This is a genomic window from Lysobacter capsici, assembly GCF_018732085.1.
Classification (GTDB): Bacteria; Pseudomonadota; Gammaproteobacteria; order Xanthomonadales; family Xanthomonadaceae; genus Lysobacter; species Lysobacter capsici_A.
On the sequence record NZ_CP076103.1, the window covers coordinates 1,569,820 to 1,592,513 of the forward strand.

Below are 22,694 nucleotides of genomic sequence, written 5' to 3' on the forward strand. Positions count from 1 at the left end.
GTCGCCGCGCGACAGCGCCCCCTCGCAAGCGATCCGCGCCCCATTCCGCGCGGCAAGACCACAACCCATGGAGAGTGATCATGAAAGCGGAATACCTCGCATCGATCGCGGTCGCCGTGATGGCGGCCAGTGCATCACCGGCCTACGCGCAGTCGGCCGAGCAGGACTGGAGCGGTTTCTACTTCGGCGGCAACGTCGGCTCGTCCGAACCCAACGGCAGCGGCGGACGGATTTCGTTCGACAACAACCTCGACGGCGGCTACGGCGATACGGTGCGCACCGCGGCCGGCGCGGATGCGTTCTCGCCGGGCTTCTGCGACGGCGCCGCGGCCGGACGCACGCCGGCTTCGGGCTGCCGTGACGACAAGGGCGGCGCCGACTACGGCCTGCGCGCCGGTTACGACTGGCAGCGTGGCCGGCTGGTGTTCGGCGTGGTCGCCGAATACACCCAGGGCGATTCGCGCGACAGCGTGTCGGCGTTCAGCACCACGCCGGCGTTCTACACCATGACCCGCGATCTCGACACCACCACCGCTTTGCGCGGCCGGGTCGGCTGGACCTTCGGCGGGCAGGGCGACTATCTGGTCTACGCCACCGCCGGTGCGGTCCGGGCCAAGATCGATCACCGCTTCAGCACCAGCAACGCGGCCAATGCGTTCGCGTTGCGCGGCGACGACGAGGTCGATGGCTGGCAGGCCGGTGTCGGCATCGAGCGCAAGGTGCTCGATCACCTCTCGCTCGGCCTGGAATACCTGTACAGCCGCGTCGACGACGACGATTTCCGCGTCGGCGTATCGCGCGGCGCGGCGCCGGCCAACAATCCGTTCCTGCTGGTCAATGCCAACGGCACCGATTTCCGCCGCAGCGACAGCGATTTCGAATTCGGCAGCCTGCGTCTGACCGCGACCTATCGCTTCTGATCGCTTCGATCGGCGTGTCGAAACGAAGAAGGCGAGCCGTCGGGCTCGCCTTCTTCGTTAACCGGTGGTGCGAAAACTCAGCAGCAACCGTGCCCGCCATGACGATCGCCGCTGTCGGCGACCGCGCCCACGCCGGTGGTTTCACCGCGCTGACTGGCCTGATGATGCTCGGCAACTACGCGCGCGACGCAGGCGGTGACCCGCTTGCCCATCGGGATGTGCAGGAACTCGTTCGGGCCGTGCGCGTTGGAATGCGGGCCCAGCACGCCGGTGATCATGAACTGCGCGCCCGGGAATTTTTCGCCGAGCATGCCCATGAACGGAATCGAGCCGCCTTCGCCCATGTACATCGCCGGCTGGCCGAAGAAATCTCGGCTGGAGGTGTCAATCGCCTTCGACAGCCACGACGACATCGCCGGCGCGTTCCAGCCGCTGGAGGATTTCTCAAGGTCCAACGTGACCTGCGCGCCGTTGGGCGGATCGCGCAGCAGCACTTCCTTGAGCAGTTCGCCGGCGCGCTTGCCGTCGAGCGTGGGCGGCAGGCGCAGCGACAGCTTCACCGAAGTGTGCGGGCGCAGCACGTTGCCGGCCGAGGCCAGCGACGGCATGCCGTCCACGCCGGTGACCGACAGCGCCGGGCGCCAGGTGCGGTTTAGCACCAGTTCCGACAGATCGTCGGCCATCGGCTTCATGCCCGGCAGGAACGGGAACTTGTCGTAGATCGCGGTGCCGAGCACCTTGGCGGCCTGGCGCGCCTGCTCCAGGCGTTCTTCGGGCACGTCCACGTACAGGCCTTCGATCAGGATCTTGCCGCTGGTTTCGTCTTCCAGCCGCGACAGCAACTGGCGCAGCAGGCGGAAGCTCGACGGGACCACGCCGGAGGCATCGCCCGAGTGCACGCCTTCGCTGAGCACCTTGACGGTGAAGTTGCCGCCAGCCAGGCCGCGCAGCGAGGTGGTGCACCACAGCTGGTCGTAGTTGCCGCAGCCCGAGTCCAGGCAGACCACCAGCGACGGCTTGCCGATGCGCTCGGCCAGGTGATCGACATAAGCCGGCAGGTCGTAGCTGCCCGATTCCTCGCAGGCCTCGATCAGGATCACGCAGCGCGAGTGCGGGATCTGCTGTTCCTGCAGGGCCAGGATCGCCGCCAGCGAGCCGAAGATGGCGTAGCCGTCGTCGGCGCCGCCGCGGCCGTACAGCTTGTCGCCCTTGATCACCGGCTTCCACGGGCCCAGGTCGTCGTCCCAGCCGGTCATCTCCGGCTGCTTGTCCAGGTGGCCGTACAGCAGCACGCAATCTTCGTCGCTGCCGCCATGGGCCGCGGGAATATCGATGAAGATCAACGGCGTGCGGCCCTCCAGGCGCACCACCTCGACCTGCATGCCGGGGATCGACTGGGCCTTGGCCCAGGACTCCATCAGCTTGACCGCATCGTCCATGTAGCCGTGCTGGACCCAGTCGGCGTCGAACATCGGCGATTTGTTGGGAATGCGGATGTATTCGACCAATTGCGGGACGATTTCGTCGTCCCACTTCTGGCTTACGTAGCGATCGACCTTGCTGGCGTCCATGGGGCGGGGCCTTGGAAACGGGAAAGGCGCCAGTTTACCCCTCCGGGGCCGTGTAGGACTTTTCCTACCCTGCGCTGCGGCTCTGCCCGACTTCATTGAGGCCGGCTTGGCGATAACCTGATCCCGTCGAGACATGGAGACTGTCTCCACCGGCGGACACAAGGACTCAGGGATGTACGGCCGCCGGTTCGGAATGGAATCCAAATCTCAGGAGCTCAATCATGAAATCGTTTGCCCTTATCGCCAAGTCGCTGGTCCTGTCGCTGATGCTCGCCGGCAGTGCCTTCGCCTCTGAACAGGTCAATATCAACAGCGCCGACGCGGCCACACTGGATCGTGTGCTGCTCAACGTCGGAGCGTCCAAGGCCGAGGCCATCGTCGCGTATCGCAAGGCCAACGGGGCCTTCCGCAGCGTCGAACAGCTGGCCTTGGTCAAGGGGATCGGTCTGAAGACGGTGGAAAAGAACCGGGATCGCATCGTGGTCGGTGGCGCGCCGCAAGGCCGTCCGACCAATACGGCCGGGGCCATCGCGGCGCCGCGCTCTGCCAGCAAGCGCTGAAACAAGTCTGCCGGACACCGTAAGGACGCGGAGCTGGCAGTTGATCGGGCAAGGAGGCCCGGTAGGATTCGGGGGGAGGTCCCTGGACACGGAAGTACGTCGCCCCGCCGCAGAAGGATCTGCGGCGGGGCACACCTGTTTTTGGGAATCGGGAATCGGGAATCGGGAATCGGGAATCGGGAATCGGGAATCGGGAATGGCGTTGCGAAATCGCGCGGGTTTCGCGCTGCGTACGTCGCCACCGATGGGAATCTTGCCGAAGCGGCAATGGCTCCGGGCCTTCCATATCCCGCCCGAAGTATTCCCCCCTTTGAAAAAGGGGGGCAGGGGGATTTGCTTTTAGCCCGTCCACTCCGCCGTCCCGCGTCCACCCTGGGCCTGACCCCCTCCAGCCACTAGACTCAGCATCCCGCCGCGATCCGACCCGCGCCATGTCCGACAGCCTGTCCTGGACCATCCCCGCCAACGAATACCGCCGCGAGCGCTGGCGCAACCAGTTCGGCTGGACCCGCGAGATCGTGCGCATGCGCCGCGGCGACGGCCTGGACCGTCCGGCGACCGGCGAGGACTGGGACTGGCGCCTGTCGATCGCCGAGATCGAGGCCGACGCGCCGTTCTCGGCGTTTCCCGGGATCGACCGCGAACTGGTCCTGCTCAGCGGCAACGGCCTGCGCCTGCGGTTCGACGACGGCGAGTCGCACGAACTGCTGCCGCCGCACGACAAACTGCGTTTCGCCGGCGAGCGCGGGGTGCGCGGCGAATTGCTCGATGGGGTGACCCACGATTTCAACCTGATGTGGCAGCGCGACCGGATTCGCACCGAACTCTGGCACCGGCCGCTGGTCGGTCCGATGGTGATCTTCGCCGAGCCGCATCAGACCTGGGCGGTGCATCTGCTGGCCGGACAGGCCCGCTTTGCCCCTGACGCGGGCTTGCCGCCGCTGCAGGCCGGCGATACCGCGATCCTCGCCGCGGGCAGCGAGCGGTTGCGGCATGTGCTGGAAGGCGGTGGCGAGGTGCTGCTGGTGCGGGTTGCGCCGGTCTAGGCCGCGAGCCGTTCAATCGTCCCGATGCCACAGGACGAACGCGGGCGGCAGGCCGTCGGCGCGGAAGGCGTCGATCGCGCGTTGCAGGGTCGCGACCGGCAGCGCCCAACTCGCCGGATACTCATCGCGCTGGCCGTTTTCCAGCAGGTAGTCGATGGTCGCCGCCTCGGGACCGGCATAGTCCGGGTTGCGCGAACTCATGCCCGCGTCGCCGGGTTCGCGCAGGTACATCAGCCAGCCGAGCTCGCCGTTGATCAGCGCGCACAACTGCTGTCCCCACGGACCTTCAACCCAGATTTCCCGATACCGCGCGTCGCTTGGGTCGTGGTTCATGGCGTCGCTCCAGGTCCGATCGGCCGCGGTCATAGCGGATCGCGCTCAAGCATCAGTACACATCGCGGCGATAGCGCCCATCGGCCGCCATAGTCTCCAGCAGGTCCACTCCCAGCGCTTCGTGCAGCACCGCTTCGACCCCCGGAGCCATGCCCTCCAGACTGCCGCAGACATAGATCGCCGCGCCCTGCGCGACCCACTCGCGCAGCGAGTCGATGCGTTCGCGCAGCAGGTCCTGCACGTACACCCGCGCCGCGCCATCGCGTGAAAACGCATAGTCGACGCGTTCGATCGCGTTCTGCGCATGCCACTGTTCGAGTTCATCGCGATAGTGCAGATCGCAGCCGGCATTGCGCTCGCCGAACAGCAGCCAGTTGCGGGTGTGGCCGGCGGCGATACGGGTCTTGAGCAAGGCGCGCAGACCGGCCAGGCCGGTGCCGTTGCCGATCAGGATCATCGGCCGCGCGTCGACGGGCGCATGGAAGGAGGGATTGCTGCGAATACGCAGATCGATCGGTGCATCGAGCGCGGCGTGCGCCGTCAGCCAGCCGCTGCCGCTGCCCAGGCGTCCGTCGTCGCGGTGCATCTGCCGGACCAACAGTTGCAGCGACCCATCGGCCGGAACCGAGGCGATCGAATACTCGCGATGCGGCAAGGCCTTGAGCGCATCGGCGATCGCCTGAGCGCTGCGTCCGACCAAACCGCCCGCATCCGGCAAGCGCGAACGCGCCAGCAATTCGGACAAGGCCTTGCTCGTGTCGTCGACCCGCACCGAGGTATCGCCGTCGTGACCGACCGCGCGCAACCACTGCGCGACCTCATCGGCGCTGTTGCGCGGACCGATCTCGGCGATATCGCCGGCCCGCCATTCCAGCGTCGCGCCGTCGGCCGGGACCAGGGCGATATGGAACGCCGGGCCGCCGGCGCTGCCGGGATTGGACAATCGCCGTTCGCTCAAGCGCCACGGGCGATACGAAGGCGCGCTCCAGTCGGGCAGGTCGGTGCGTCCGGCGAGTTGCCCCAGGTGATGCTGCCAATGCCGCAACGCGCCGGCTTCGCCGTTGTCGACCTCGACCAGATCGAACAGCGGCTGCGCGCCGGCGTGGCGCAGCCAATGCTCGAGGCGATGGCCGAACGCGCAGTACTCGGCGTATTCGCGATCGCCCAGGGCGAGCACGCCGTAGCGCATCGCCGCGAGATGGGCGCCGTGCGCCATGACTCGGCGCACGAAGCGCGCCGAGGAATCCGGCGCGTCGCCTTCGCCGGTCGTACTGACCACGAATAGCACGCGCGAATATTGCGCCAGTTGCGCGGCGTCCAGGTTGCCGAGCACGGCCAGGTCGGCGCGCAGGCCCGCATTGCGCAACGCGTCCCAGCTGCGTCGCGCGAGTTGTTCGGCGAAACCGGTCTGGCTGGCGAACGCGACCAGCCAGTCGCCGCGCTGTTGTTCGACGATGGCCGGCAACGCGGAGGCGCGCGCGCGGCGACGACGCGACCAGGCGATCGCGGCGACGAAACCGGCGTAGGCCGCGACCAGCGCCGCGGCGAGCCACAACCGCCCGCGTCCCGGCGACGACCATTGCAAGGGTTCGGCCTGCCACTGCGACAGGCACAGCGCGAGCGCGATCAACGCGATCACGACCAGCGCGTTGCCGATCAGGCTCAGATCGATACGGCGGCGGGACGATGACGGCGCTGAGTTCATACGGAGCGTTGCAAGGCGACGAAGGCCGGCGTGGCGCGGGTGACGAAGCCATCGCCATCGCGCACCACGAACAAGGCGGCGAGTTGCTTGCGGTTGGCGTAGGCCAGACCCGCATGCGGACCGAGCACGCTCAGCGCGGTGGCCAGCGCGTCGGCATGCATGCACTGCGCATGCGCCACGGTGACCGAGGCGACTTCGTTGGCGATCGGCCGGCCGCTGCGTGGATCGAGGGTGTGCGCGTAACGGTGACCGTCGGCGTCGAAGTAGCGGCGGTAATCGCCGGACGTCGCGATCGACAAACCATCCAGGGCGATCACCGCGGCGGCTTCGTTGTCGCCGCCGCCGGGTTGTTCGGCCGCGACCCGCCAGGCGCTGCCGTCGGCTTTGCGGCCATGACCTCGCAGTTCGCCGCCGACTTCGACCAGGCAATCGCTCACGCCCTGCTGCAACAACCAATCGGCGACGCGATCGACGCCGTAGCCTTTCGCGATCGACGACAGATCGACAGACGCACCGCCGGGTTGGGTGAGTTCGCGCGTGGCCGCATCCCAGCGCAGCCGTTGCCAGCCCACGCGTTCGCGCGCGTCGGCGAGCGCTCGCGCATCGGGCGCGTGCGTGGCGGGACCGGACGGACCGAACCCCCACAAGTCGACCAACGCGCCGAGGCTCGGGTCGTAGGCGCCATCGGTATCGGCGGCGAGCGTCAGCGCGGCGTCCAGCACTTCGGCGAATTCGAACGGCACTACATGCACGCTGCCGGCCGGCGCGCGGTTGTAGCGGCTGATGTGCGAATCGGTTTCCCAGGTGCTCATCTGCGCGACGACTTCGTCCAGTCGCGCCTGGATGCCGCGTTCGAGCACGGTCAGGGCAGACGTGGCGGCGATCAACTTGACCGACCACCGCGTGCCCATGCTGACGCCGCGCAGCTCGTGCATAGCTGCGGCCGGAGCGCCCCAGGCGCCCGACCACGACCACATCGGTTGCGTCACGGCCTGCGACATCGACTTACTGCGGCAGCACTTCGAACACGGCGACGTAGCTCAGACGGCGCTGTTTGGCCTGCGGCAGCGTGGTCTTCTTGTCTTCGCTGGCGGTTTCCAGCCAGTACATGCCCGGCTGCGCCCACTTCACTTCGAACTTACCGTCCGCGCCGGTGGTGGCGTGGATTTCGCTTTGCTCGTTGCGGTAACGCGTCGCGCCCGGAACGATCTCGATCTTCAGGCCCGAGGCCGGCTTGCCGTCGACCAGCAACTGGAACGTCGCCGACTCGCCGGCGAACAGATCGTTCGGATGGGTCACCGGCACCAGCTCGATACCCTTGCCGGTGGTGGCGAACACGGTGGTGCTCGGCTTGCCGACGGTGGCGAAGGTTTCCACCCGGCCCAGGCTTTCGGAGGCTTCCACGTCGGTCGCGCCGGCGGGAATGCCGGTGGCGAACTCGCTGGCCTTGCCGCGCCAGCGCTTGGCTTCGCCGCCGAGCTTGTAGCTGGCGAACATGCCTTCGTTGTTCATCGCGATCTTGTAGGTGCCTTCGAGCTGAAGCTGCAGGTCGAACACGCTGCGCAGCTTGCCGGTCGAGGCGTTCTGCGGCTCGACCTTGCTGCCGTCCGGCGCGGTGACTTGCAGGCGCTCCAGCGGCAGCGGCACGTGGTTGAAATAGAACAGGTCGTTGGACACGGCCGCATCGACCGTCATCCACGAGCCCTTGTCGGAGAACACCGTCTGCGACGGCTGCAGCCAGGCCTTGTGCGCCTGCGCGGTGGTGGCCAGGCCGAGCGTGGAGAGGGCGAGCGCGGTTACGAGGGTGAGCTTGGTTTTCATGAGAATAGGTCCGGGAATGGGGAATCGAGAATCGGGAATCGTAAGAGCGGCAATCGCGGGATCGGAAGCGGTCGGAGCGGGCCTTTACGATTCCCGACGCCCCATTCCCGATTCCCGGCCTTTCAGGGCTTCACCACCAGCCCGACCTTGCCCAGCTCCGTCTTGCCCTGGGCCGACAGCGTCTGCGCCTTGGCCGGCCATTCGAACGGAATCGTCAGCATTTCGCGGCCGCCGACTTCGCGCGCGGCTTCGACCACCAGGGTGTAGCTGCCCGGGCTCAGGCCGGCGAGTTGCTTGCTGTTGCCCTTGAACGACACCGCGTGGCTGCCGACCGGACGGGTCGCGCCGCTGACGCCGTCGACCGGCATGCTCAGGGTGCGGCCGCTGCGGCGCCACCACTGGCGCATGTCCTTGAGCCACTTGGTGCCTTCGCCGTTCTTCATGTCCAGGTCGTACCAGACGGCGAGATTGCTGGCGACGGTGTTGTCGGGTTTTTCGATCCACGCCGCGACGTAGGGACGGTGGTACTCGGCGGCATTGATGCGCGGAATCTCGATGTTGAGTTCCAGATCGGCCGCGAACGCCGGCAGCGGCAGCGCCAGCGCGGGAATCAGGACCTTGAACGACGACAGTTTCATGGATCGCTCCTGCAGTGCTTGAAGACGGATGTTCAGTGCATGAAAAGAAGGATGACCAGCAGCGGGATCGCAAGGCCGGCCACGACCAGCGGCCAGGTCTTGCCGCGCTGGCGCGCGTGCAATTGCAGCAGCCACAGGCCGGTGAACGCGAACAGCAGGCAGGCCACCGCGAACAGATCGATGAACCAGCGCCACGCGGCGCCGGTGTTGCGGCCCTTGTGCAGGTCGTTGAGCCAGGCGATCCAGCCGCGGTCGGTGCGTTCGTACTCGATCGCGCCGCTCTCGCGGTCGATGCTGATCCAGGCATCGCCGCCGGGGCGCGGCAACGACACGTAGACATCGGCGTCGGACCACTCGCCCTTGCGCCCGGCGGTGCGCACATCCAACGCATCATTGAGCCAGTCGTTGACCGCGCCGGGCAGCGGCGCATCGGCTGCCGGTTCGTTCTTGAGGCTGCGCAGCAGGCTCGCCGGCAGGGTTTCCTTGACGTTGACCACGTGCGGCTCGGATTCGATCTGCGCGGCGTGATTCAAGGTGATGCCGGTGATCGAGAACAGCAGCAGCGCGACCAGGCTCAGCGCGGCGCTGATCCAGTGCCAGCGGTGCAGGGTCTTGAGCCAAAAGGAACGACGATTAACATCGACCGCCCCCGAAGCCGCCTGAACCGGTCCGGTTTTGATCCGCCCTGCTTTACCAGAGTCGGCCTTGACCGAACCAGCCCCGATCGCCCCATCCTCCCCGCCGATCGCACTCACGGCTGACTCCAACGCCGCAGCAGGTTGTGATAGACGCCAGTCAACTGCACCAGCGCCGGATGATCGGGCACGTCCGCGGTGAGGCGGCGGATCGAGATGTCGAGTTCGAACATCAGCCGCCGTTGCGCGTCTTCGCTGACCAGACTCTGGATCCAGAAGAACGAGGCGATGCGCGCGCCGCGGGTGACCGGCGTGACCTTGTGCAGGCTGGTGCCCGGATACAGCACCAGATCGCCGGCGGCGAGCTTGACGTTGTGGGTGCCGTAAGTGTCTTCGATGACCAGTTCGCCGCCGTCGTACTCATCCGGTGCGCTCAGGAACAAGGTCGCCGACAGATCGGTGCGCACCGCGTCCATGCCGCCGCGGCTGCGGTCGTAGCGGATCGCGTTGTCGACATGGAAGCCGAACGACTGGCCGCCGGCGTAGCGGTTGAACAGCGGTGGGTAGACCCGCTGCGGCAGCGCGGCGGAGAAGAAGGTCGAGTTCTTCGCCAGCGCATCGAGAATGAGCGGCCCGAGTTCGCGCGCGACCGGATCGGTTTCCGGCAGCTGCGCGTTGTCCTTGGCCCTGGCCGACTGATGGCCGGCGGTGATGCGTCCATCGGCCCAGCCGGCTTGATCCAGGCGCGCCCGGCAATGGGCGACCTGTTCGGCGGTGAGGACCTTGGGAACGTGCAGCAGCATGGTTTTCCTCAATGCGGCCGCCCGGGAGGGCCCGGGCGGCGCGCGTGGACGATGGAAGTCCGATTAGAACGTGACCCGATGCGGCGTGCCACTGGCGGCGCGCCGCACCGATGCGAGCGCTTAGAAGGCGAAGTTGGCGCTCAGCACGAACTGGCGGCCGTCGCCCGGGGTCGCCCAACCGTTGTTGCGGATGCGGGTGAAGTACTCCTCATCGGTCAGATTGTTGACGTTGAGCTGCAGCGAGGCGGCGCGGTTGATCTTGAAGTTGACCATCGCGCGGTGGGTCCAGTAGCTGCCGTAGGTGGTCAGCGGGCCGTTGACGTTGGTCGCGCTGTGCTGGGTCAGCCAGATCTTGCCCTGGTAGGTCGAGCCCAAGCCGACCTGCCAGCGCGAGTTCAGATCGTAGGTGGTCCACACGCTGAAGGAATGCTCCGGCACGTTGGTCAGGCGGTCGCCCTTGGTGTAGTCCAGGCCCAGGCCGGCCTGGCGGTTCGACACGCCCTGCAGCACTTCGCTGTCGAGGAAGGCATAGTTGGCGTAGACCGCCCACTGGTCGGTGATCAGGCCGGACACGCCGAGCATGACGCCGTCGACGCGCGCCTGGCCGTCGAGCTGCTGCAGGCCCGACAGGTTGGCCGGATTGTCGAGGTCGGAGACCTTGTAGTTCTTGCGGTCGTTGCGGAACACCGAGCCGGTCAGCGCGATGCGGCCGTCGGCGAAGTCCCACTTGGTGCCGATTTCGTAATTGACCGCGGTTTCCGGATCGACCGAGCAGGTCTGCGCGGTGCACGAGCCGTTGACCGACGCCTTCGACGGGGTCTTGGAGTTGCCGTAGGCGATGTAGATGCTGCCGTTCTCGACCGGCTTGTAGACCAGGCCGGCGCGGTAGGAGAACAGATCGTCGTTGCTCTTGAACGGGACGCCGTAACCGGTGATGGTGCCGATCGGCTGCGCCGGCAGCGCGCCGCCGACGACGGTCGGGGCCTGCACGACGACGGCGTTGCTGGTCTTGCCTTCGTTACGCTCGTAGCGCGCGCCCAGGCTCAGCTGCCACTGTTCGTTGAACTTGAGCGTGTCGAACACGTACAGCGCGCGGTTGTCGAGTTCGCCCTCGGTCTGGCCGGTGAGGGTGCGATTGATCGGGCCGTTGTAGATATGGTCCGGACGCGCGATGTTCATCTGCGGCAGCCCGTTGATGTACGGGTTGGTGCCGTTGGGATTGCGGAAATCGCTGGTGACGTCGAGGTCGAATTTCTCGTGCAGGATCGAGAAGCCGGCGACCAGGTTGTGCTCGATCGCACCGGTGTTGAAGGTGGTGGTCAGATCGGTCTGGTTGTAGATCGTGGTGTTGCGCGTATCGCGACCGTAGCCGCGCGGGCCGCTCGGGCTGTAGTTGCCCGGGCTCGTCGCGCCGCAGGTGGTGCCGGTCGGGGTGCGGTTGTTGGCCAGGCACCAGGTGCCCTGCACGGCGTCGACCAGCGAGAATTGGTCGACCTGCTGCCAGCGGGTCAGGTTGCGGATCTTGAAGCGATCGTTGAACGAATGCTCGATGGTCGAGGTCAGCGAGTCGAGTTCGATGTCCTGACGGTCGACGTCGCTGTAGCCGTAGTAGTTGCCGCGATCCACGCCCGGCAGGCCGTCGCCGTTGAAGAACGGCAGGCCGTATTGCGGGGTGTTTTCGTCTTCCTGGTGCAGGTAGTTCAGCGACCAGGTGGTGTCGCTGCCCAGGCCGAACGCCAGCGAGGCGGCCACGCCCCAGCGCTCGTTGGTTTCGATATCGCGGCCCGGGACGTCGTTCTGGTGGCCCATGGTGTTCAGGCGCAGCGCGGTGCTTTCGCCGATCACGAAGTTGCTGTCGGTGGTGACGCGCGCGTAGCTGTCGGTGCCGGCGGCGATCGAGGCCTTGTGGAACTCGTTGAGGCCGGCGCTCTTGGTCACCAGGTTGATGGTGCCGCCGACCGAGCCCGCGCCGGAGTACACCGAGTTGGCGCCGTTGATGACTTCCACCGATTCCAGGTTGAACGGATCGGTGCGGCTGTACAGGCCGCTGTCGCGCACGCCGTCGACAGTGATGTCGCTGCTGGCATCGAAGCCGCGCAGGTTGATCTTGTCGCCGAAGCCGCCGCCGCCTTCGCCGGCGCCGAAGGTGATGCCGGGCAGGGTGCTGAGGATGTCGGTCAGCGACAGCAGGTTCTGGCCGTCGATGGTGTTGCGGTCGATCACGGTGATCGTCTGCGGGGTATCGCGCAGGCTCGCGGTGTACTTGCCGCTGCTGGCCTTCTGGACGCGCTGGCCGTGGACTTCGACGCCTTCGACGTCCTTGGCCTGGGGGTCCGGCGCCGGGGCGGCGAACACAGGCAGAGCGAGGGCAAGAGCGAGCGCGCCGGCAAGCGGCGACACGACGAACTTCGTGGTCGACATGGGAATCTCTGGGGGGCAGGAAAAAAGGCGGTACGAGGCCGCGTCAGGCCGCGATCTTAATGAGATGAATTCTCATTTGCAACGAAAAGTGAATGTGAAGGGCCGGCTGTAACCGTTTTCGTCACATTGATGTACGTAAAGAGGGCGCGGATTGGGTGGTGGGTCGCGGTTTGACGAGCCCCTCTCCCGCGGCGCGGGAGAGGGGTTGGGGTGAGGGCCTGAAAGCCGAATCTCCCTCGGCGACTCGGCCGCGCTTGCCCTAATCCGCCCTTCGGGCACCTTCTCCCGCTTTACGGGAGAAGGGAGTGCCATGGCTCGTATTGCTCGACGCTTCATGAGGTTCCGCCCAATGGGCCATTCGTCTTCGCAATGCGGCGCCAGCGCATCCCGCCAGATGTCAGCGTCGCCTTAGTTGCGAGGCGCTGGGAAGGGCTAGCTCCGAGGCTTCCGTCTCGGCTCGCCGCGCACTGCTTCTTGCTTCACGGGGCGAAGCAACGTGGTGATCTGAAAGAAGAATGTCGGGGCTGGAGCCCCGCCCACAAAAAACTTTCGCGGCCAAGGCCGCGCGTATGGGAGCGATGGGCTTCAGGCGGCGCAGCGGCGCCGCTGGAAGAAGGCGAACGATGCGTTCGCGCTGGAGCGTTCTACTCGCGATCGTCGCGGGTCCACACCCCGCCGTCTTCGACCTTGACCGGGAACTTCGGCACCGGTTCGTAGGCCGGCGCGCACAGCGGGCGGCCGTCGCGCACGTCGAAACGCGCGCCGTGCAGCACGCATTCGATCGTCGCTTCCTCGCTGTCGAAGGTGCCCGAGGACAATTCGAAGTCCTCGTGCGAGCAGCGGTCTTCCAGCGCGTAGTAATCGCCGTCGTAATTGCAGACGAAGATCGCGGTGTCGCCGTCCCAGGCGACGGTGGATTCGCCCGGCAGCAATTGCGAAGTGGCGCAGACGAAAATCCAATCGCCCATGGCAGCAATCTCTATGCGGAATTCGGGATGTGGAATGCAGGATTGGCAAGAGCGGGGGTATCGGCTTCGCCAATCCCGAATCCCGAATCCCCAATCCCGGCCATCAAAGCTTCTTTTCCAGGATTTCGAAACTCAGATCGTCGCGCTTGGGCAGACCGAAGCGCGCGTCGCCGTAGGGGAACGGCTCGAACCGGCCGGTGCGCTCGTAGCCGCGGCGCACGTAGAACTCGATCAGCTCCTCGCGCACGTTGATCACGCTCATGCGGATCAGCGTGAGGTTCCATTGCTCGCGCGCGACGCGCTCGGCTTCGGCCAGCACGCGCTTGCCGATGCCGCCGCCCTGCAGGCTCGGGTTGACCGAGAACATGCCGAAATAGCCGCTGCCGTCGTCCTCGACCGCGATATGCGCGCAGGCGAGCAATTCGCCCGATGCGTCGGCGCGTTCGGCGATCAGGATCATGCCCTTCGGCTTGGCCAGTACGCTCTCGATTTCGTCCGGGCCGGTGCGGCGGCCGTCGAGAATGTCGGCCTCGGTGGTCCAGCCGCGGCGGCCGGAATCGCCGCGATAGGCCGATTCGACCAGCGCGACCACAGCGTCGGTGTCGGCGGGGGTGGCGGCGCGGAATTTGATGGTGTCGTCAGTCATGCGAGTAGTTTGCGTACTTTGGTCAGGGCCGTCACGAAGGCGTCGATCTCTTCGAACGTGTTGTAGTAGGCCAGCGAGGCGCGGCAGGTCGCCGGTACGCCGAAGTGTTGCATCAGCGGGTGCGCGCAGTGATGGCCGGAACGGATCGCGACGCCTTCCAGATCCAGCAAGGTGGCCAGGTCGTGCGCATGCGCGCCTTCGACCAGGAAGCTCACCACCGCGGCCTTGTCGGCGGCCTCGCCGAAAATGCGCAGGCCCGGCACTTGCTTTAATGCCTCGGTGAAACGGCTTAGCAAGGCCTGCTCGCGCGCTTCGATGTTGGCCATGCCCAGCGCCGACAGATAGTCGACCGCGGCGCCGAGCCCGGCGAAACCGGCGATGTTCGGGGTGCCGGCTTCGAACCGGCGCGGGCCGTCGGCGAACACGGTGCCTTCGAACCGCACTTCCTTGATCATCTCGCCGCCGCCGATGAACGGCGGCATCGCGTCGAGGTGCTCGCGTCGCGCCCACAGTGCGCCGGTGCCGGTCGGGCCGCTCATCTTGTGGCCGGTGATCGCGTAGAAATCGCAGCCGATCGCGGCGATGTCGAGCGGCCGGTGCGGCGCCGCCTGCGAGCCGTCGATCAAGGTGGCGATGCCGCGCTTGCGCGCTTCGCGGCAGATCTCGCGCACCGGATTGACCGTGCCGAGCACGTTGGAGACGTGGGTCAGCGCCAGCAGTTTCACTTCGGGCGTGAGCAGCGAATACAGCTGATCCAGATCGAGCTGGCCGCGTTCGTCGATCTCGGCGACCTTGATGACCGCGCCGGTGCGCTGGGCGACCAGTTGCCACGGCACGATGTTGGCGTGGTGCTCCATGCGCGTGAGCACGATCGCATCGCCGGCCTTGAGCCGCGGCAGCGCCCACGAATAAGCGACCAAGTTGATCGCGAACGTCGTGCCGCTGCACAAAACCAACTCATCGCCGCGCACGTTGAGGAAGCGGGCGAGCTTGCTGCGCGCGCTTTCGTACAGTTCGGTCGCTTCCGAGCCCAGCGCATGTACCGCGCGGCTGACGTTGGCGTTGTGGCGGCGATAGAAATCGTCGACCGCGACGATCACCGCTTCGGGCTTCTGGCCGGTGTTGGCCGAGTCGAAATAGACCAGCGGCTTGCCGTGGACTTCGCGGGTGAGCACCGGGAAATCGGCGCGTACCGCGGCCCAGTCGATGGCGGTGGGGGTGTGGGCGACGTTCATGAGGTGAGGGCCTTGGATGGTGCGGGAACGAGTGGAGAAAAGTGAGGAACGAGTAAAGGCGCCTGGCTCACCCATCACCGCGCGATCGAACTCTTTCCTCACTCCTGTCCACTGTGTTCCTCGCTCTTAAATCAGTCGTTCCAGCGCCAGATTCAACCGCACTTCCAGCATCGCCCGCGCGCTGTTGTCTTCGAACAGCGACAAGGTCTCGCGACAGAACGCGGTGGTCAGCAGGGCGCGCGCCTGTTCGGACGGCACGCCGCGCGAGCGCAGGTAGAACAGCGCGTTGGCGTCGAGCTGGCCGACGGTCGCGCCGTGCGCGGCCTGCACTTCATCGGCGTGGATCTCGAGCACCGGCTGGGTGTCGATTTCGGCGCCTTCGCTGAGCAGCAGGTTCTTGTTCGACAACATGGCGTTGCTGCCGTCGGCGCCTTCGCGGATCAGGATGCCGCCGTGGAAGGCGGCGCGCGAACGGCCGGCGCCGAGGCCGCGCCAGATCAGTTCGCACTGGGTGTCGCGGCCGACGTGATCGATGCCCAGACGGGTGTCGAGATGACGGCGGTCGGTCGCGAGCAGCACGCCGTTGGCGTACACCTGCGCAGCTTCGCCGTGCAGCGCGGCGTTGAGTTCGTGACGCGACAGCGCCGCGCCGAGTTCCAGGTCGATGCGACGATAGCGCGCGTTGCCGGCGAGCACCGCGTCGGTACGCGCGATCACGGTCGCGCCCAGCGCTTCGTCCTGCACCCGCGCATGCGACAGGTGGGTGTTCGGCGCGAGGTGGACGTGGGTCAGGCTGTTGCTCAGGTGGGTGTGGCTGTCGGCGGCGAGCTGATGCTCGACCACGGTCAGGCTGGCGCCTTCGCGCAGTTCGATCAGGTGGCGCAGATGCCAGGCGCGATCGCCCGCGGCCGGGCTGCCGACGAACACCAGATGCACCGGCGCTTGCGCCTGCACGCCCGCGTCCACGCGCAGCACCGCGCCTTCGTCGGCGAGCGCGGCGTTGAGCCGGGCGAAGACTTCGTCGGCGCGCTCGTAGCGGCGGGCGAGGAAATTGGCTTCGCGCACGTCGCCTTGCGCCAATACCTGCGACAGCGGCTGCAGCGAAACGCCGGCCGGCAAGCCGGCCAGGTCGGACTGCGCGGCGTCGTAGCGACCGTTATGGAAGACGATGCGCGGCGCCGGGATGCCGGCGATCGCGGCGCTGTCGAACGCGGCCGGAGCGGCGTCGGCCGCGGCGAAGGCGCGCCGTTCCAGCGCGCGCAGCGGGGTGTATTTCCAGGCCTCGGTGCGCGGACCGGGCAGGCCGTCGCGCAGGGCCGCGTCGAGCGCGGCGCGGCGGGTCGCGCCCAGGCCGGCAGATTCGCGCACCGGCAGCGCGTCGAAGGCCGAGACGAATGCGTCGAGCAGGGCGCTCATCGGGCGCGCTCCGGGAACCGGCGTTGGTCGCGCATCACGCCGCGTGCTCCGGTGCGACGCGGTCCTTGAGCCATTCGTAGCCGTGCGCTTCGAGTTCCAGCGCCAGCTCCGGGCCGCCGGTTTCGACGATGCGGCCGTCGGCGAGCACATGCACCACGTCGGGTTTGATGTAGTCGAGCAGGCGCTGATAGTGGGTGATCACCAGGAACGCGCGATCGGGCGAGCGCAGGGTGTTGACGCCGTGGGCGACGGCCTTGAGCGCGTCGATGTCCAGGCCCGAATCGGTTTCGTCGAGGATCGCCAGCTTGGGTTCGAGCAGCGCGAGCTGGAAGATCTCGTTGCGTTTCTTCTCGCCGCCGCTGAAGCCTTCGTTGACGCCGCGGTGCAGCAGTTCGTCCTTGAGGTGCAGCACGGCGAGCTTTTCGCGCACCAGCTTGAGGAACTGCATCGAGTCGAGCTCGGCCTCGCCGCGCGCCTTGCGCTGGGCGTTGAGCGCGGTGCGCAGGAAATAGGTGTTGTTCACGCCCGGGATTTCGACCGGATACTGGAACGCCAGGAACACGCCGGCGGCGGCGCGTTCCTCGGGCTCCAGCGCGAGCAGGTCGCGGCCTTCGAACTCGACCGTGCCCTGGGTGACCTCATAGCCTTCGCGGCCCGACAGCACGTTGCCCAGGGTGGATTTGCCGGCGCCGTTGGGCCCCATGATGGCGTGGACCTGGCCGGGCTGCAGATCCAGCGACAGGCCCTTGAGGATGTCCTTGCCGGCGACTTGGACGTGGAGGTTTTCGATCTTGAGCATGGAATGGGTCATCGGAAATTCGGAATGAGTCGATGCGCGGTTGCGCGCGGGCTCGCGGCCCGGCGGCGGGTTCGCGCGCTCAGGCGCAGACGCCTTCGTACGCCAGCCGGCGATGCGCGCCGGCTGCGTCGGTGACGTCGTAGCACTGTTCGTAATCGGATTCGGCGAAGGTCGGCAGCTTCGGGCAGTCGATCATCTTCGAGCGTTCCGACAGCGCCTGTGCCGGAGTCTGGGCTTGCGCCGGATCGGCGATGGGCTCGATGACGCCGGCGAGGTCGACGCGCAGTTCGTGCGGCTTGCCCTCAAGGTCGTTGACGCGCACGCGCAGCCATTCGCCTTCCACCGCGAGCACCTCGGCTTCGTAAGGCTTGCCCCAGCGACGCAGTTCGCGCCCGGCCGGATCGAACTCGACCACGTAATCGGCGAGCAGCGATTTGTCGTCCAGCGGAATCGAGGCCACCCGCGCGAACGGGGTTGCGCCGCAGGGGCCGTCGGTCCAACGCACGATGCGCGGATCGTCGGGAGCGCCTTCTTCGGCTTGGCTGGTGAACGGCAGCAGGTACTGCACCTTCGAAACCGCCGCGGTTTGCGTGGCCGGCGCCGGCGCAGGCTTGGACGCGGCGGGCGCTTGCGCGGACGGCGCCTGCGCCGCGGGTGTTTGCGCGGCCGGCGTTTGCGGAGTCTTCGAACACGCCGCCGTCAGCGCGGCCAGGCAGCACACAGCGAGTACGCGCATCATCCGACCGACCCTTCCAGGCTGACTTCCAGCAGTTTCTTCGCCTCGACCGCGAACTCCATCGGCAGCTCGCGGAACACCGACTTGCAGAAGCCGTCGACGATCATCGACACCGCGTCTTCCTCGCCGATGCCGCGCGAACGGCAGTAGAACAACTGGTCGTCGCTGATCTTCGAGGTGGTCGCTTCGTGCTCGACCGTCGCATCGGGATGCTTGACCTCGATGTACGGGAAGGTGTGCGCGCCGCACTTCTTGCCGATCAGCAGGCTGTCGCACTGGGTATGGTTGCGCGCGCCGGCGGCGTTCTTCTCGACCTTGACCAGGCCGCGATAGGTGTTCTGGCCGCGGCCGGCGCTGATGCCCTTGCTGATGATCTTGGACTTGGTGCGTTTGCCTACGTGGATCATCTTGGTGCCGGTGTCGGCCTGCTGGCGGTGATGGGTCAGCGCGACGGAATAGAACTCGCCGGTCGAATCGTCGCCGAGCAGCACGCAGCTGGGGTACTTCCAGGTGATCGCCGAACCGGTCTCGACCTGGGTCCAGCTGATCTTGCTGCGCGCGCCGCGGCATTCGCCGCGCTTGGTCACGAAGTTGTAGATGCCGCCCTTGCCGTTCTCGTCGCCGGGGTACCAGTTCTGCACGGTCGAGTACTTGATCTCGGCGTCTTCCAGCGCGACCAGTTCGACCACCGCCGCATGCAGCTGGTTTTCGTCGCGCATCGGCGCGGTGCAGCCTTCCAGGTACGAGACGTAGGCCTTGTCCTCGCAGATGATCAAGGTGCGTTCGAACTGGCCGGTGTGGCCTGCGTTGATGCGGAAGTAGGTGCTCAGCTCCATCGGGCAACGCACGCCCTTGGGAATGAACACGAAGCTGCCGTCGGAGAACACCGCCGAGTTGAGCGCGGCGAAGAAGTTGTCGCCGGTCGGCACGACGCTGCCCAGGTACTTCTTGACCAGCTCGGGCTGCTCGCGGATCGCTTCGGACATCGAGCAGAAGATCACGCCCTTCTCGGCCAGTTCCTTGCGGAAGGTGGTGCCGACGGAGACCGAGTCGAACACCGCGTCGACCGCGACGCCGGCCAGGCGCGCGCGTTCGTGCAGCGGCACGCCGAGCTTGTCGTAGGTGTCGAGCAGTTCCTGCGGCACTTCGTCGAGCGAGGCGTACTTGGCCTTCGGCGCGCTGTAGTAGCTCAGCGCCTGGAAATCGATCGGCGCGATGTTGAGCTTGGCCCAGTGCGGCATCGGCATGGTCAGCCAATGGCGGTAGGCCTCAAGACGCCAGTCGGTCATCCATTGCGGCTCGTCCTTCTTGGCCGAGAGCGCGCGGATGACGTCCTCGTCCAGGCCGGGCGGCAGGCTGTCGGACTCGATGTCGGTGATGAAACCGGCCTCGTAGCGGCGACCCAACTGCTCGTGGATTTCCTTGTTGGCGATGTCGCCCGCCTGCGCGGGAGTCGGTTTGATGTCGGTGGCCATGGCGGCTGCCTACTGTCTAAGCGCCGGCCAGGCGCAGATCGATGCGCTTGGCGGCTGTGTCGAGAGGAAGGGGGGCGGTGGGTGCGAGCATTTGGGCCAGGGTGACGTTGCTGAGCGCTTCGATGACCACGTCGTTGATGCGGCGCCAGTTGGCGCGCACGCCGCACTGGTTTTCCAGGCCGCAATGGCCTTCGTGGACGCTGCATTCGGTCATGCCGAGCGGGCCTTCCATCGCCTCGACGATCTCGATCAGGCCGATGTCGTCGGCGGCGCGGGCCAGGCGGTAGCCGCCGTTGGCGCCGCGGAAGCCTTCGACCAGGCCGGCCTGGGCGAGCGGCTTGAGCACCTTGCTGACCGTCGGCGCTTCCAGGCCCGCCCGTTCGGCCAGTTCCGACGCGCTCAGCACGCGATCGGGCCCGGCCGCCAGGACGGTCAGGACGACCGTGGCGTAATCGGTGAGTTTGGTGACGCGGAGCATCGTGGGGAGGCTCGGGGTGAATTCGTACCGAAATTGTACGTTTTTATGTCGGCCCGGGCTAGCGGGGTGGTTTTGCCCGATTCATCGGGGTGTTGATCGGGGGCTGGCGGTGGGCTCGGCGACCTCGGCGCGGGCCGCGGCGGGGCGACGCGTTGCGGACCGTGGCCAGACGATGCCCGGGCGATCGGAGCAGGTCGCGGAAGAAAGGCGACGGCTGCCGATAGCGGCGACCGCCCCGGCAGGTCAGAATGCGCGTTCGTCATTGTTGGGAATCCCCATGCCGCGCAAGATCGCCGCCCGTCGTTCCGCCATCCACGGCAACGGTGTTTTCGCCGTTGCCCCGATCGCCAAGGGCGAACGCGTCATCGAGTACAAGGGCCGCCGCCGCAGCCACGAAGAGGTCGATGCCGGCGACACCGGCGACGCCGATTCCGGCCATACCTTCCTGTTCACGCTCAACGACGAGTTCGTGATCGACGCCAATTACGAAGGCAATTCGGCGCGCTGGATCAACCACAGCTGCGCGCCGAGCTGCGAGGCGGTGCTGGAAGAGGACGACGGCGACGACCGCCGCAAGGACCGGGTGTTCATCGAGGCGATCCGCGACATCGCCGCGGGCGAGGAGCTGTCGTACAACTACGGCATCACCCTGGCCGAGAAACACACCAAGGAACTCAAGAAGATCTGGGAATGCCGCTGCGGCTCGGAAAACTGCACCGGCACGATGCTGCAGCCCAAGAAGGACAAGAAGTCCAAGAAGAAAGACAAGAAGAAGGACAAGAAAAAGAAGAAGGACAAGAAGGGTAAGAAGAAGGGGTGAGGGAGGCGGCTTTGCCCGCTATGGCCGCAAGCCCGGGTTGGGCCAGGTTCTCGAACGTCCCTTCTCCCGCCATGCCCTTCTCCCGCCGTGCGGGAGAAGGTGGCCCGAAGGGCCGGATGAGGGCATGCGGCAGGCTTGCGTGAAGCCTTCTTTATCGCTCGCGCCCTCACCCCAGCCCTCTCCCGCTCAGCAGGAGAGGGAGCGCAGGCAGAAGCCCACTCCTGCGGCGCAGGAGAGAGAGCGCAAGCACAAGCAAGCGCAGGCCTGGCCGGTCAATCATTGACCGCGTACGAAAGTCCGATAGCTCACTCGCGTCCCGCAACGGGACACTGCGATGCATCCGCCGCCACGCTGCGATAACACCGGGCGGCGACAATGGCTGCCGGTTCGCCCGCATGGGCCGCGTATTCCTCCCGTTTCTCCTTCCCGCTTCCCCGCTTCGCACTCCAGGAGTTCCCCCGCATGAGCTCGATCCAAGGCAAAGTCGCCGTCGTCACCGGAGCCGCCAGCGGCATCGGCAAGGAAATCGCCCACGAGCTGGCCCGCGCCGGCGCCGCGATCGCGATCGCCGACCTCAACCAGGCCGGCGCCCAGGCGGTGGCCGACGAAATCATCGGCAACGGCGGCCGCGCCATCGGCGTGGCGATGGACGTCACCGACGAAGCCGCGGTCAACGCCGGCATCGAGCGGGTGGTCGCCGAGCTCGGCGGCATCGACATCCTGATTTCCAACGCCGGCATCCAGATCGTCAACCCGATCGAGAACTACGCTTTCGCCGATTGGAAGAAGATGCTCGCGATCCACCTCGACGGCGCGTTCCTGACCACCAAGGCCGCGTTGCCGCATATGTACAAGGGCGACAAGGGCGGCACGGTGATCTACATGGGCTCGGTGCATTCGCACGAGGCCTCGCCGCTGAAGTCGGCCTACGTCACCGCCAAGCACGGCCTGCTCGGCCTGTCGCGCGTGCTCGCGAAGGAAGGCGCCAAGCACAACGTGCGCAGCCACGTGGTGTGCCCGGGCTTCGTGCGCACGCCGCTGGTCGACAAGCAGATTCCCGAACAGGCCAAGGAACTGGGCATCAGCGAGGACGAGGTGATCAAGAAGGTCATGCTCGGCAATACCGTCGACGGCGTGTTCACCACGGTCGAGGACGTGGCGCAGACGGTGCGCTTCCTGGCCGAGTTCCCGAGTGCGGCGCTGACGGGGCAGAGCTTCGTGGTGAGTCATGGGTGGTATATGCAGTAAGGCGGCGCGCGCCGATGAGTTGATCGCGGCGCCTGCTTTGCTCGGCATTTCCACGAATGAGGCATGTCGGGTCGCCTTTGCTCGTCATTGCCTGTGAATGCGAAATGTCACAGTGCCTTTGCTCGTCATTCCCGCGAACGCGGGAATCCAGCGACTTTTCGTTGGTCGGAATCGTCGTCATCGGCAAGGCGAAAGTCACTGGATTCCCGCGTCCGCGGGAATGACGGTGATGATGGTTCGCGCTGAAGCCTCTGGATCCCCGCCTTCGCGGGGATGACGAGCAGTAGCATCGGGCGACGGACGACGAGATGTCTTGCCTGTCGTCGGAACATGTAGCCCGCAGTCTGCAAGCAGTACCTTCAGGTACCTTTAAACGTAAACGCGACACCTTTAAAAGCCACTCCTTAAAAAGCAGCACTT

At 66.4% G+C, this 22,694-nt stretch carries 21 protein-coding genes and 1 pseudogene; 5 read left to right on the forward strand and 17 right to left on the reverse strand.

Annotated features, from left to right (window positions below):
* Positions 1 to 80: 80 nt before the first annotated feature.
* On the forward strand, positions 81 to 920 hold the full coding sequence (locus KME82_RS06410) for an outer membrane protein (RefSeq protein ID WP_215497780.1): 840 nt from the start codon (positions 81 to 83) through the stop codon (positions 918 to 920).
* A 77-nt stretch (positions 921 to 997) separates the two neighbouring features.
* Here the strand turns inward: KME82_RS06410 and KME82_RS06415 are convergent, their stop codons facing one another.
* Positions 998 to 2,491, reverse strand: a complete 1,494-nt coding sequence (locus KME82_RS06415; RefSeq protein WP_215497781.1) for a M20 family metallopeptidase — start codon at positions 2,489 to 2,491, stop codon at positions 998 to 1,000.
* Between the two features lie 221 nt (positions 2,492 to 2,712).
* On the opposite strand from KME82_RS06415, the gene KME82_RS06420 reads away from it, so the two are divergent.
* Together KME82_RS06420 and KME82_RS06425 are read left to right on the forward strand one after the other, a co-directional pair.
* On the forward strand, positions 2,713 to 3,051 hold the full coding sequence (locus KME82_RS06420; protein ID WP_036110418.1) for a ComEA family DNA-binding protein: 339 nt from the start codon (positions 2,713 to 2,715) through the stop codon (positions 3,049 to 3,051).
* Positions 3,052 to 3,482: 431 nt separating this feature from the next.
* Complete coding sequence (locus KME82_RS06425; RefSeq protein WP_215497782.1) at positions 3,483 to 4,097, forward strand: HutD/Ves family protein; 615 nt, start codon at positions 3,483 to 3,485, stop codon at positions 4,095 to 4,097.
* Positions 4,098 to 4,109: 12 nt separating this feature from the next.
* Here KME82_RS06425 and KME82_RS06430 read toward each other — a convergent pair whose 3' ends face one another.
* The 16 genes from KME82_RS06430 to KME82_RS06505 form a co-directional block, all read right to left on the reverse strand.
* Positions 4,110 to 4,430 carry an Imm1 family immunity protein gene (locus KME82_RS06430; protein WP_215497783.1) on the reverse strand — a complete coding sequence of 107 codons (321 nt, stop codon included), beginning with the start codon at positions 4,428 to 4,430 and terminating at the stop codon, positions 4,110 to 4,112.
* A gap of 52 nt (positions 4,431 to 4,482) precedes the next feature.
* Positions 4,483 to 6,135: a sulfite reductase subunit alpha gene (locus KME82_RS06435; protein ID WP_215497784.1), complete on the reverse strand. Its 1,653-nt coding sequence runs from the start codon at positions 6,133 to 6,135 to the stop codon at positions 4,483 to 4,485.
* Positions 6,132 to 7,046, reverse strand: coding sequence for an FAD:protein FMN transferase (locus KME82_RS06440; RefSeq protein WP_430538832.1), 915 nt, complete (start codon positions 7,044 to 7,046; stop codon positions 6,132 to 6,134). The genes KME82_RS06435 and KME82_RS06440 overlap by 4 nt, the downstream gene beginning before the upstream one ends.
* Before the next feature lie 94 nt (positions 7,047 to 7,140).
* Positions 7,141 to 7,956 (reverse strand): DUF4198 domain-containing protein, encoded by an 816-nt coding sequence (locus KME82_RS06445; protein WP_215497785.1) that lies wholly within the window; start codon positions 7,954 to 7,956, stop codon positions 7,141 to 7,143.
* 122 nt (positions 7,957 to 8,078) lie between these two features.
* Positions 8,079 to 8,594, reverse strand: coding sequence for a DUF2271 domain-containing protein (locus tag KME82_RS06450; protein ID WP_215497786.1), 516 nt, complete (start codon positions 8,592 to 8,594; stop codon positions 8,079 to 8,081).
* Between the two features lie 32 nt (positions 8,595 to 8,626).
* The gene (locus tag KME82_RS06455; RefSeq protein ID WP_215498993.1) at positions 8,627 to 9,274 is read right to left on the reverse strand and encodes a PepSY-associated TM helix domain-containing protein; all 648 of its coding nucleotides are present in this window, start codon (positions 9,272 to 9,274) and stop codon (positions 8,627 to 8,629) included.
* A gap of 71 nt (positions 9,275 to 9,345) precedes the next feature.
* Complete coding sequence (locus tag KME82_RS06460) at positions 9,346 to 10,032, reverse strand: Fe2+-dependent dioxygenase (RefSeq protein ID WP_215497787.1); 687 nt, start codon at positions 10,030 to 10,032, stop codon at positions 9,346 to 9,348.
* Between the two features lie 120 nt (positions 10,033 to 10,152).
* The gene (locus KME82_RS06465; protein WP_215497788.1) at positions 10,153 to 12,453 is read right to left on the reverse strand and encodes a TonB-dependent receptor; all 2,301 of its coding nucleotides are present in this window, start codon (positions 12,451 to 12,453) and stop codon (positions 10,153 to 10,155) included.
* A gap of 644 nt (positions 12,454 to 13,097) precedes the next feature.
* Positions 13,098 to 13,421, reverse strand: a complete 324-nt coding sequence (locus KME82_RS06470) for a Rieske (2Fe-2S) protein (protein WP_036110399.1) — start codon at positions 13,419 to 13,421, stop codon at positions 13,098 to 13,100.
* A gap of 103 nt (positions 13,422 to 13,524) precedes the next feature.
* A complete protein-coding gene (locus KME82_RS06475) occupies positions 13,525 to 14,067 on the reverse strand; it encodes a GNAT family N-acetyltransferase (protein ID WP_215497789.1) in 543 nt (180 codons plus the stop codon).
* Complete coding sequence (locus KME82_RS06480) at positions 14,064 to 15,302, reverse strand: cysteine desulfurase (protein ID WP_215497790.1); 1,239 nt, start codon at positions 15,300 to 15,302, stop codon at positions 14,064 to 14,066. Before KME82_RS06480 ends, KME82_RS06475 begins: the two co-directional genes overlap by 4 nt.
* Before the next feature lie 126 nt (positions 15,303 to 15,428).
* Positions 15,429 to 16,718 carry a Fe-S cluster assembly protein SufD gene (gene sufD / locus KME82_RS06485; RefSeq protein ID WP_215497791.1) on the reverse strand — a complete coding sequence of 430 codons (1,290 nt, stop codon included), beginning with the start codon at positions 16,716 to 16,718 and terminating at the stop codon, positions 15,429 to 15,431.
* 34 nt (positions 16,719 to 16,752) lie between these two features.
* Positions 16,753 to 17,517: a Fe-S cluster assembly ATPase SufC gene (sufC, locus tag KME82_RS06490; protein WP_215498994.1), complete on the reverse strand. Its 765-nt coding sequence runs from the start codon at positions 17,515 to 17,517 to the stop codon at positions 16,753 to 16,755.
* A gap of 79 nt (positions 17,518 to 17,596) precedes the next feature.
* Positions 17,597 to 18,253 (reverse strand): hypothetical protein, encoded by a 657-nt coding sequence (locus KME82_RS06495; RefSeq protein WP_215497792.1) that lies wholly within the window; start codon positions 18,251 to 18,253, stop codon positions 17,597 to 17,599.
* Positions 18,253 to 19,728, reverse strand: a complete 1,476-nt coding sequence (gene sufB / locus KME82_RS06500) for a Fe-S cluster assembly protein SufB (protein ID WP_036110385.1) — start codon at positions 19,726 to 19,728, stop codon at positions 18,253 to 18,255. Before sufB ends, KME82_RS06495 begins: the two co-directional genes overlap by 1 nt.
* Positions 19,729 to 19,744: 16 nt before the next feature.
* Positions 19,745 to 20,206, reverse strand: coding sequence for an SUF system Fe-S cluster assembly regulator (locus KME82_RS06505; RefSeq protein WP_215497793.1), 462 nt, complete (start codon positions 20,204 to 20,206; stop codon positions 19,745 to 19,747).
* 277 nt (positions 20,207 to 20,483) lie between these two features.
* Between KME82_RS06505 and KME82_RS06510 the strand changes: the two are divergent.
* Together KME82_RS06510 and KME82_RS06515 are read left to right on the forward strand one after the other, a co-directional pair.
* Positions 20,484 to 20,948 (forward strand): annotated as a pseudogene (locus tag KME82_RS06510) (SET domain-containing protein); the annotation flags it as partial.
* Positions 20,949 to 21,488: 540 nt separating this feature from the next.
* Positions 21,489 to 22,274, forward strand: coding sequence for a 3-hydroxybutyrate dehydrogenase (locus tag KME82_RS06515; protein WP_215497795.1), 786 nt, complete (start codon positions 21,489 to 21,491; stop codon positions 22,272 to 22,274).
* The last annotated feature ends 420 nt before the right edge of the window (positions 22,275 to 22,694 follow it).

Bases quoted from the DNA above. Each gene is read 5' to 3' on its own strand.
- KME82_RS06410 (WP_215497780.1), top strand. From the start codon at position 81: ATGAAAGCGGAATACCTCGCATCGATCGCGGTCGCCGTGATGGCGGCC.
- KME82_RS06415 (WP_215497781.1), bottom strand. From the start codon at position 2,491: ATGGACGCCAGCAAGGTCGATCGCTACGTAAGCCAGAAGTGGGACGAC.
- KME82_RS06420 (WP_036110418.1), top strand. From the start codon at position 2,713: ATGAAATCGTTTGCCCTTATCGCCAAGTCGCTGGTCCTGTCGCTGATG.
- KME82_RS06425 (WP_215497782.1), top strand. From the start codon at position 3,483: ATGTCCGACAGCCTGTCCTGGACCATCCCCGCCAACGAATACCGCCGC.
- KME82_RS06430 (WP_215497783.1), bottom strand. From the start codon at position 4,430: ATGAACCACGACCCAAGCGACGCGCGGTATCGGGAAATCTGGGTTGAA.
- KME82_RS06435 (WP_215497784.1), bottom strand. From the start codon at position 6,135: ATGAACTCAGCGCCGTCATCGTCCCGCCGCCGTATCGATCTGAGCCTG.
- KME82_RS06440 (WP_430538832.1), bottom strand. From the start codon at position 7,046: ATGGGCACGCGGTGGTCGGTCAAGTTGATCGCCGCCACGTCTGCCCTG.
- KME82_RS06445 (WP_215497785.1), bottom strand. From the start codon at position 7,956: ATGAAAACCAAGCTCACCCTCGTAACCGCGCTCGCCCTCTCCACGCTC.
- KME82_RS06450 (WP_215497786.1), bottom strand. From the start codon at position 8,594: ATGAAACTGTCGTCGTTCAAGGTCCTGATTCCCGCGCTGGCGCTGCCG.
- KME82_RS06460 (WP_215497787.1), bottom strand. From the start codon at position 10,032: ATGCTGCTGCACGTTCCCAAGGTCCTCACCGCCGAACAGGTCGCCCAT.
- KME82_RS06465 (WP_215497788.1), bottom strand. From the start codon at position 12,453: ATGTCGACCACGAAGTTCGTCGTGTCGCCGCTTGCCGGCGCGCTCGCT.
- KME82_RS06470 (WP_036110399.1), bottom strand. From the start codon at position 13,421: ATGGGCGATTGGATTTTCGTCTGCGCCACTTCGCAATTGCTGCCGGGC.
- KME82_RS06475 (WP_215497789.1), bottom strand. From the start codon at position 14,067: ATGACTGACGACACCATCAAATTCCGCGCCGCCACCCCCGCCGACACC.
- KME82_RS06480 (WP_215497790.1), bottom strand. From the start codon at position 15,302: ATGAACGTCGCCCACACCCCCACCGCCATCGACTGGGCCGCGGTACGC.
- sufD (WP_215497791.1), bottom strand. From the start codon at position 16,718: ATGAGCGCCCTGCTCGACGCATTCGTCTCGGCCTTCGACGCGCTGCCG.
- sufC (WP_215498994.1), bottom strand. From the start codon at position 17,517: ATGCTCAAGATCGAAAACCTCCACGTCCAAGTCGCCGGCAAGGACATC.
- KME82_RS06495 (WP_215497792.1), bottom strand. From the start codon at position 18,253: ATGCGCGTACTCGCTGTGTGCTGCCTGGCCGCGCTGACGGCGGCGTGT.
- sufB (WP_036110385.1), bottom strand. From the start codon at position 19,728: ATGGCCACCGACATCAAACCGACTCCCGCGCAGGCGGGCGACATCGCC.
- KME82_RS06505 (WP_215497793.1), bottom strand. From the start codon at position 20,206: ATGCTCCGCGTCACCAAACTCACCGATTACGCCACGGTCGTCCTGACC.
- KME82_RS06515 (WP_215497795.1), top strand. From the start codon at position 21,489: ATGAGCTCGATCCAAGGCAAAGTCGCCGTCGTCACCGGAGCCGCCAGC.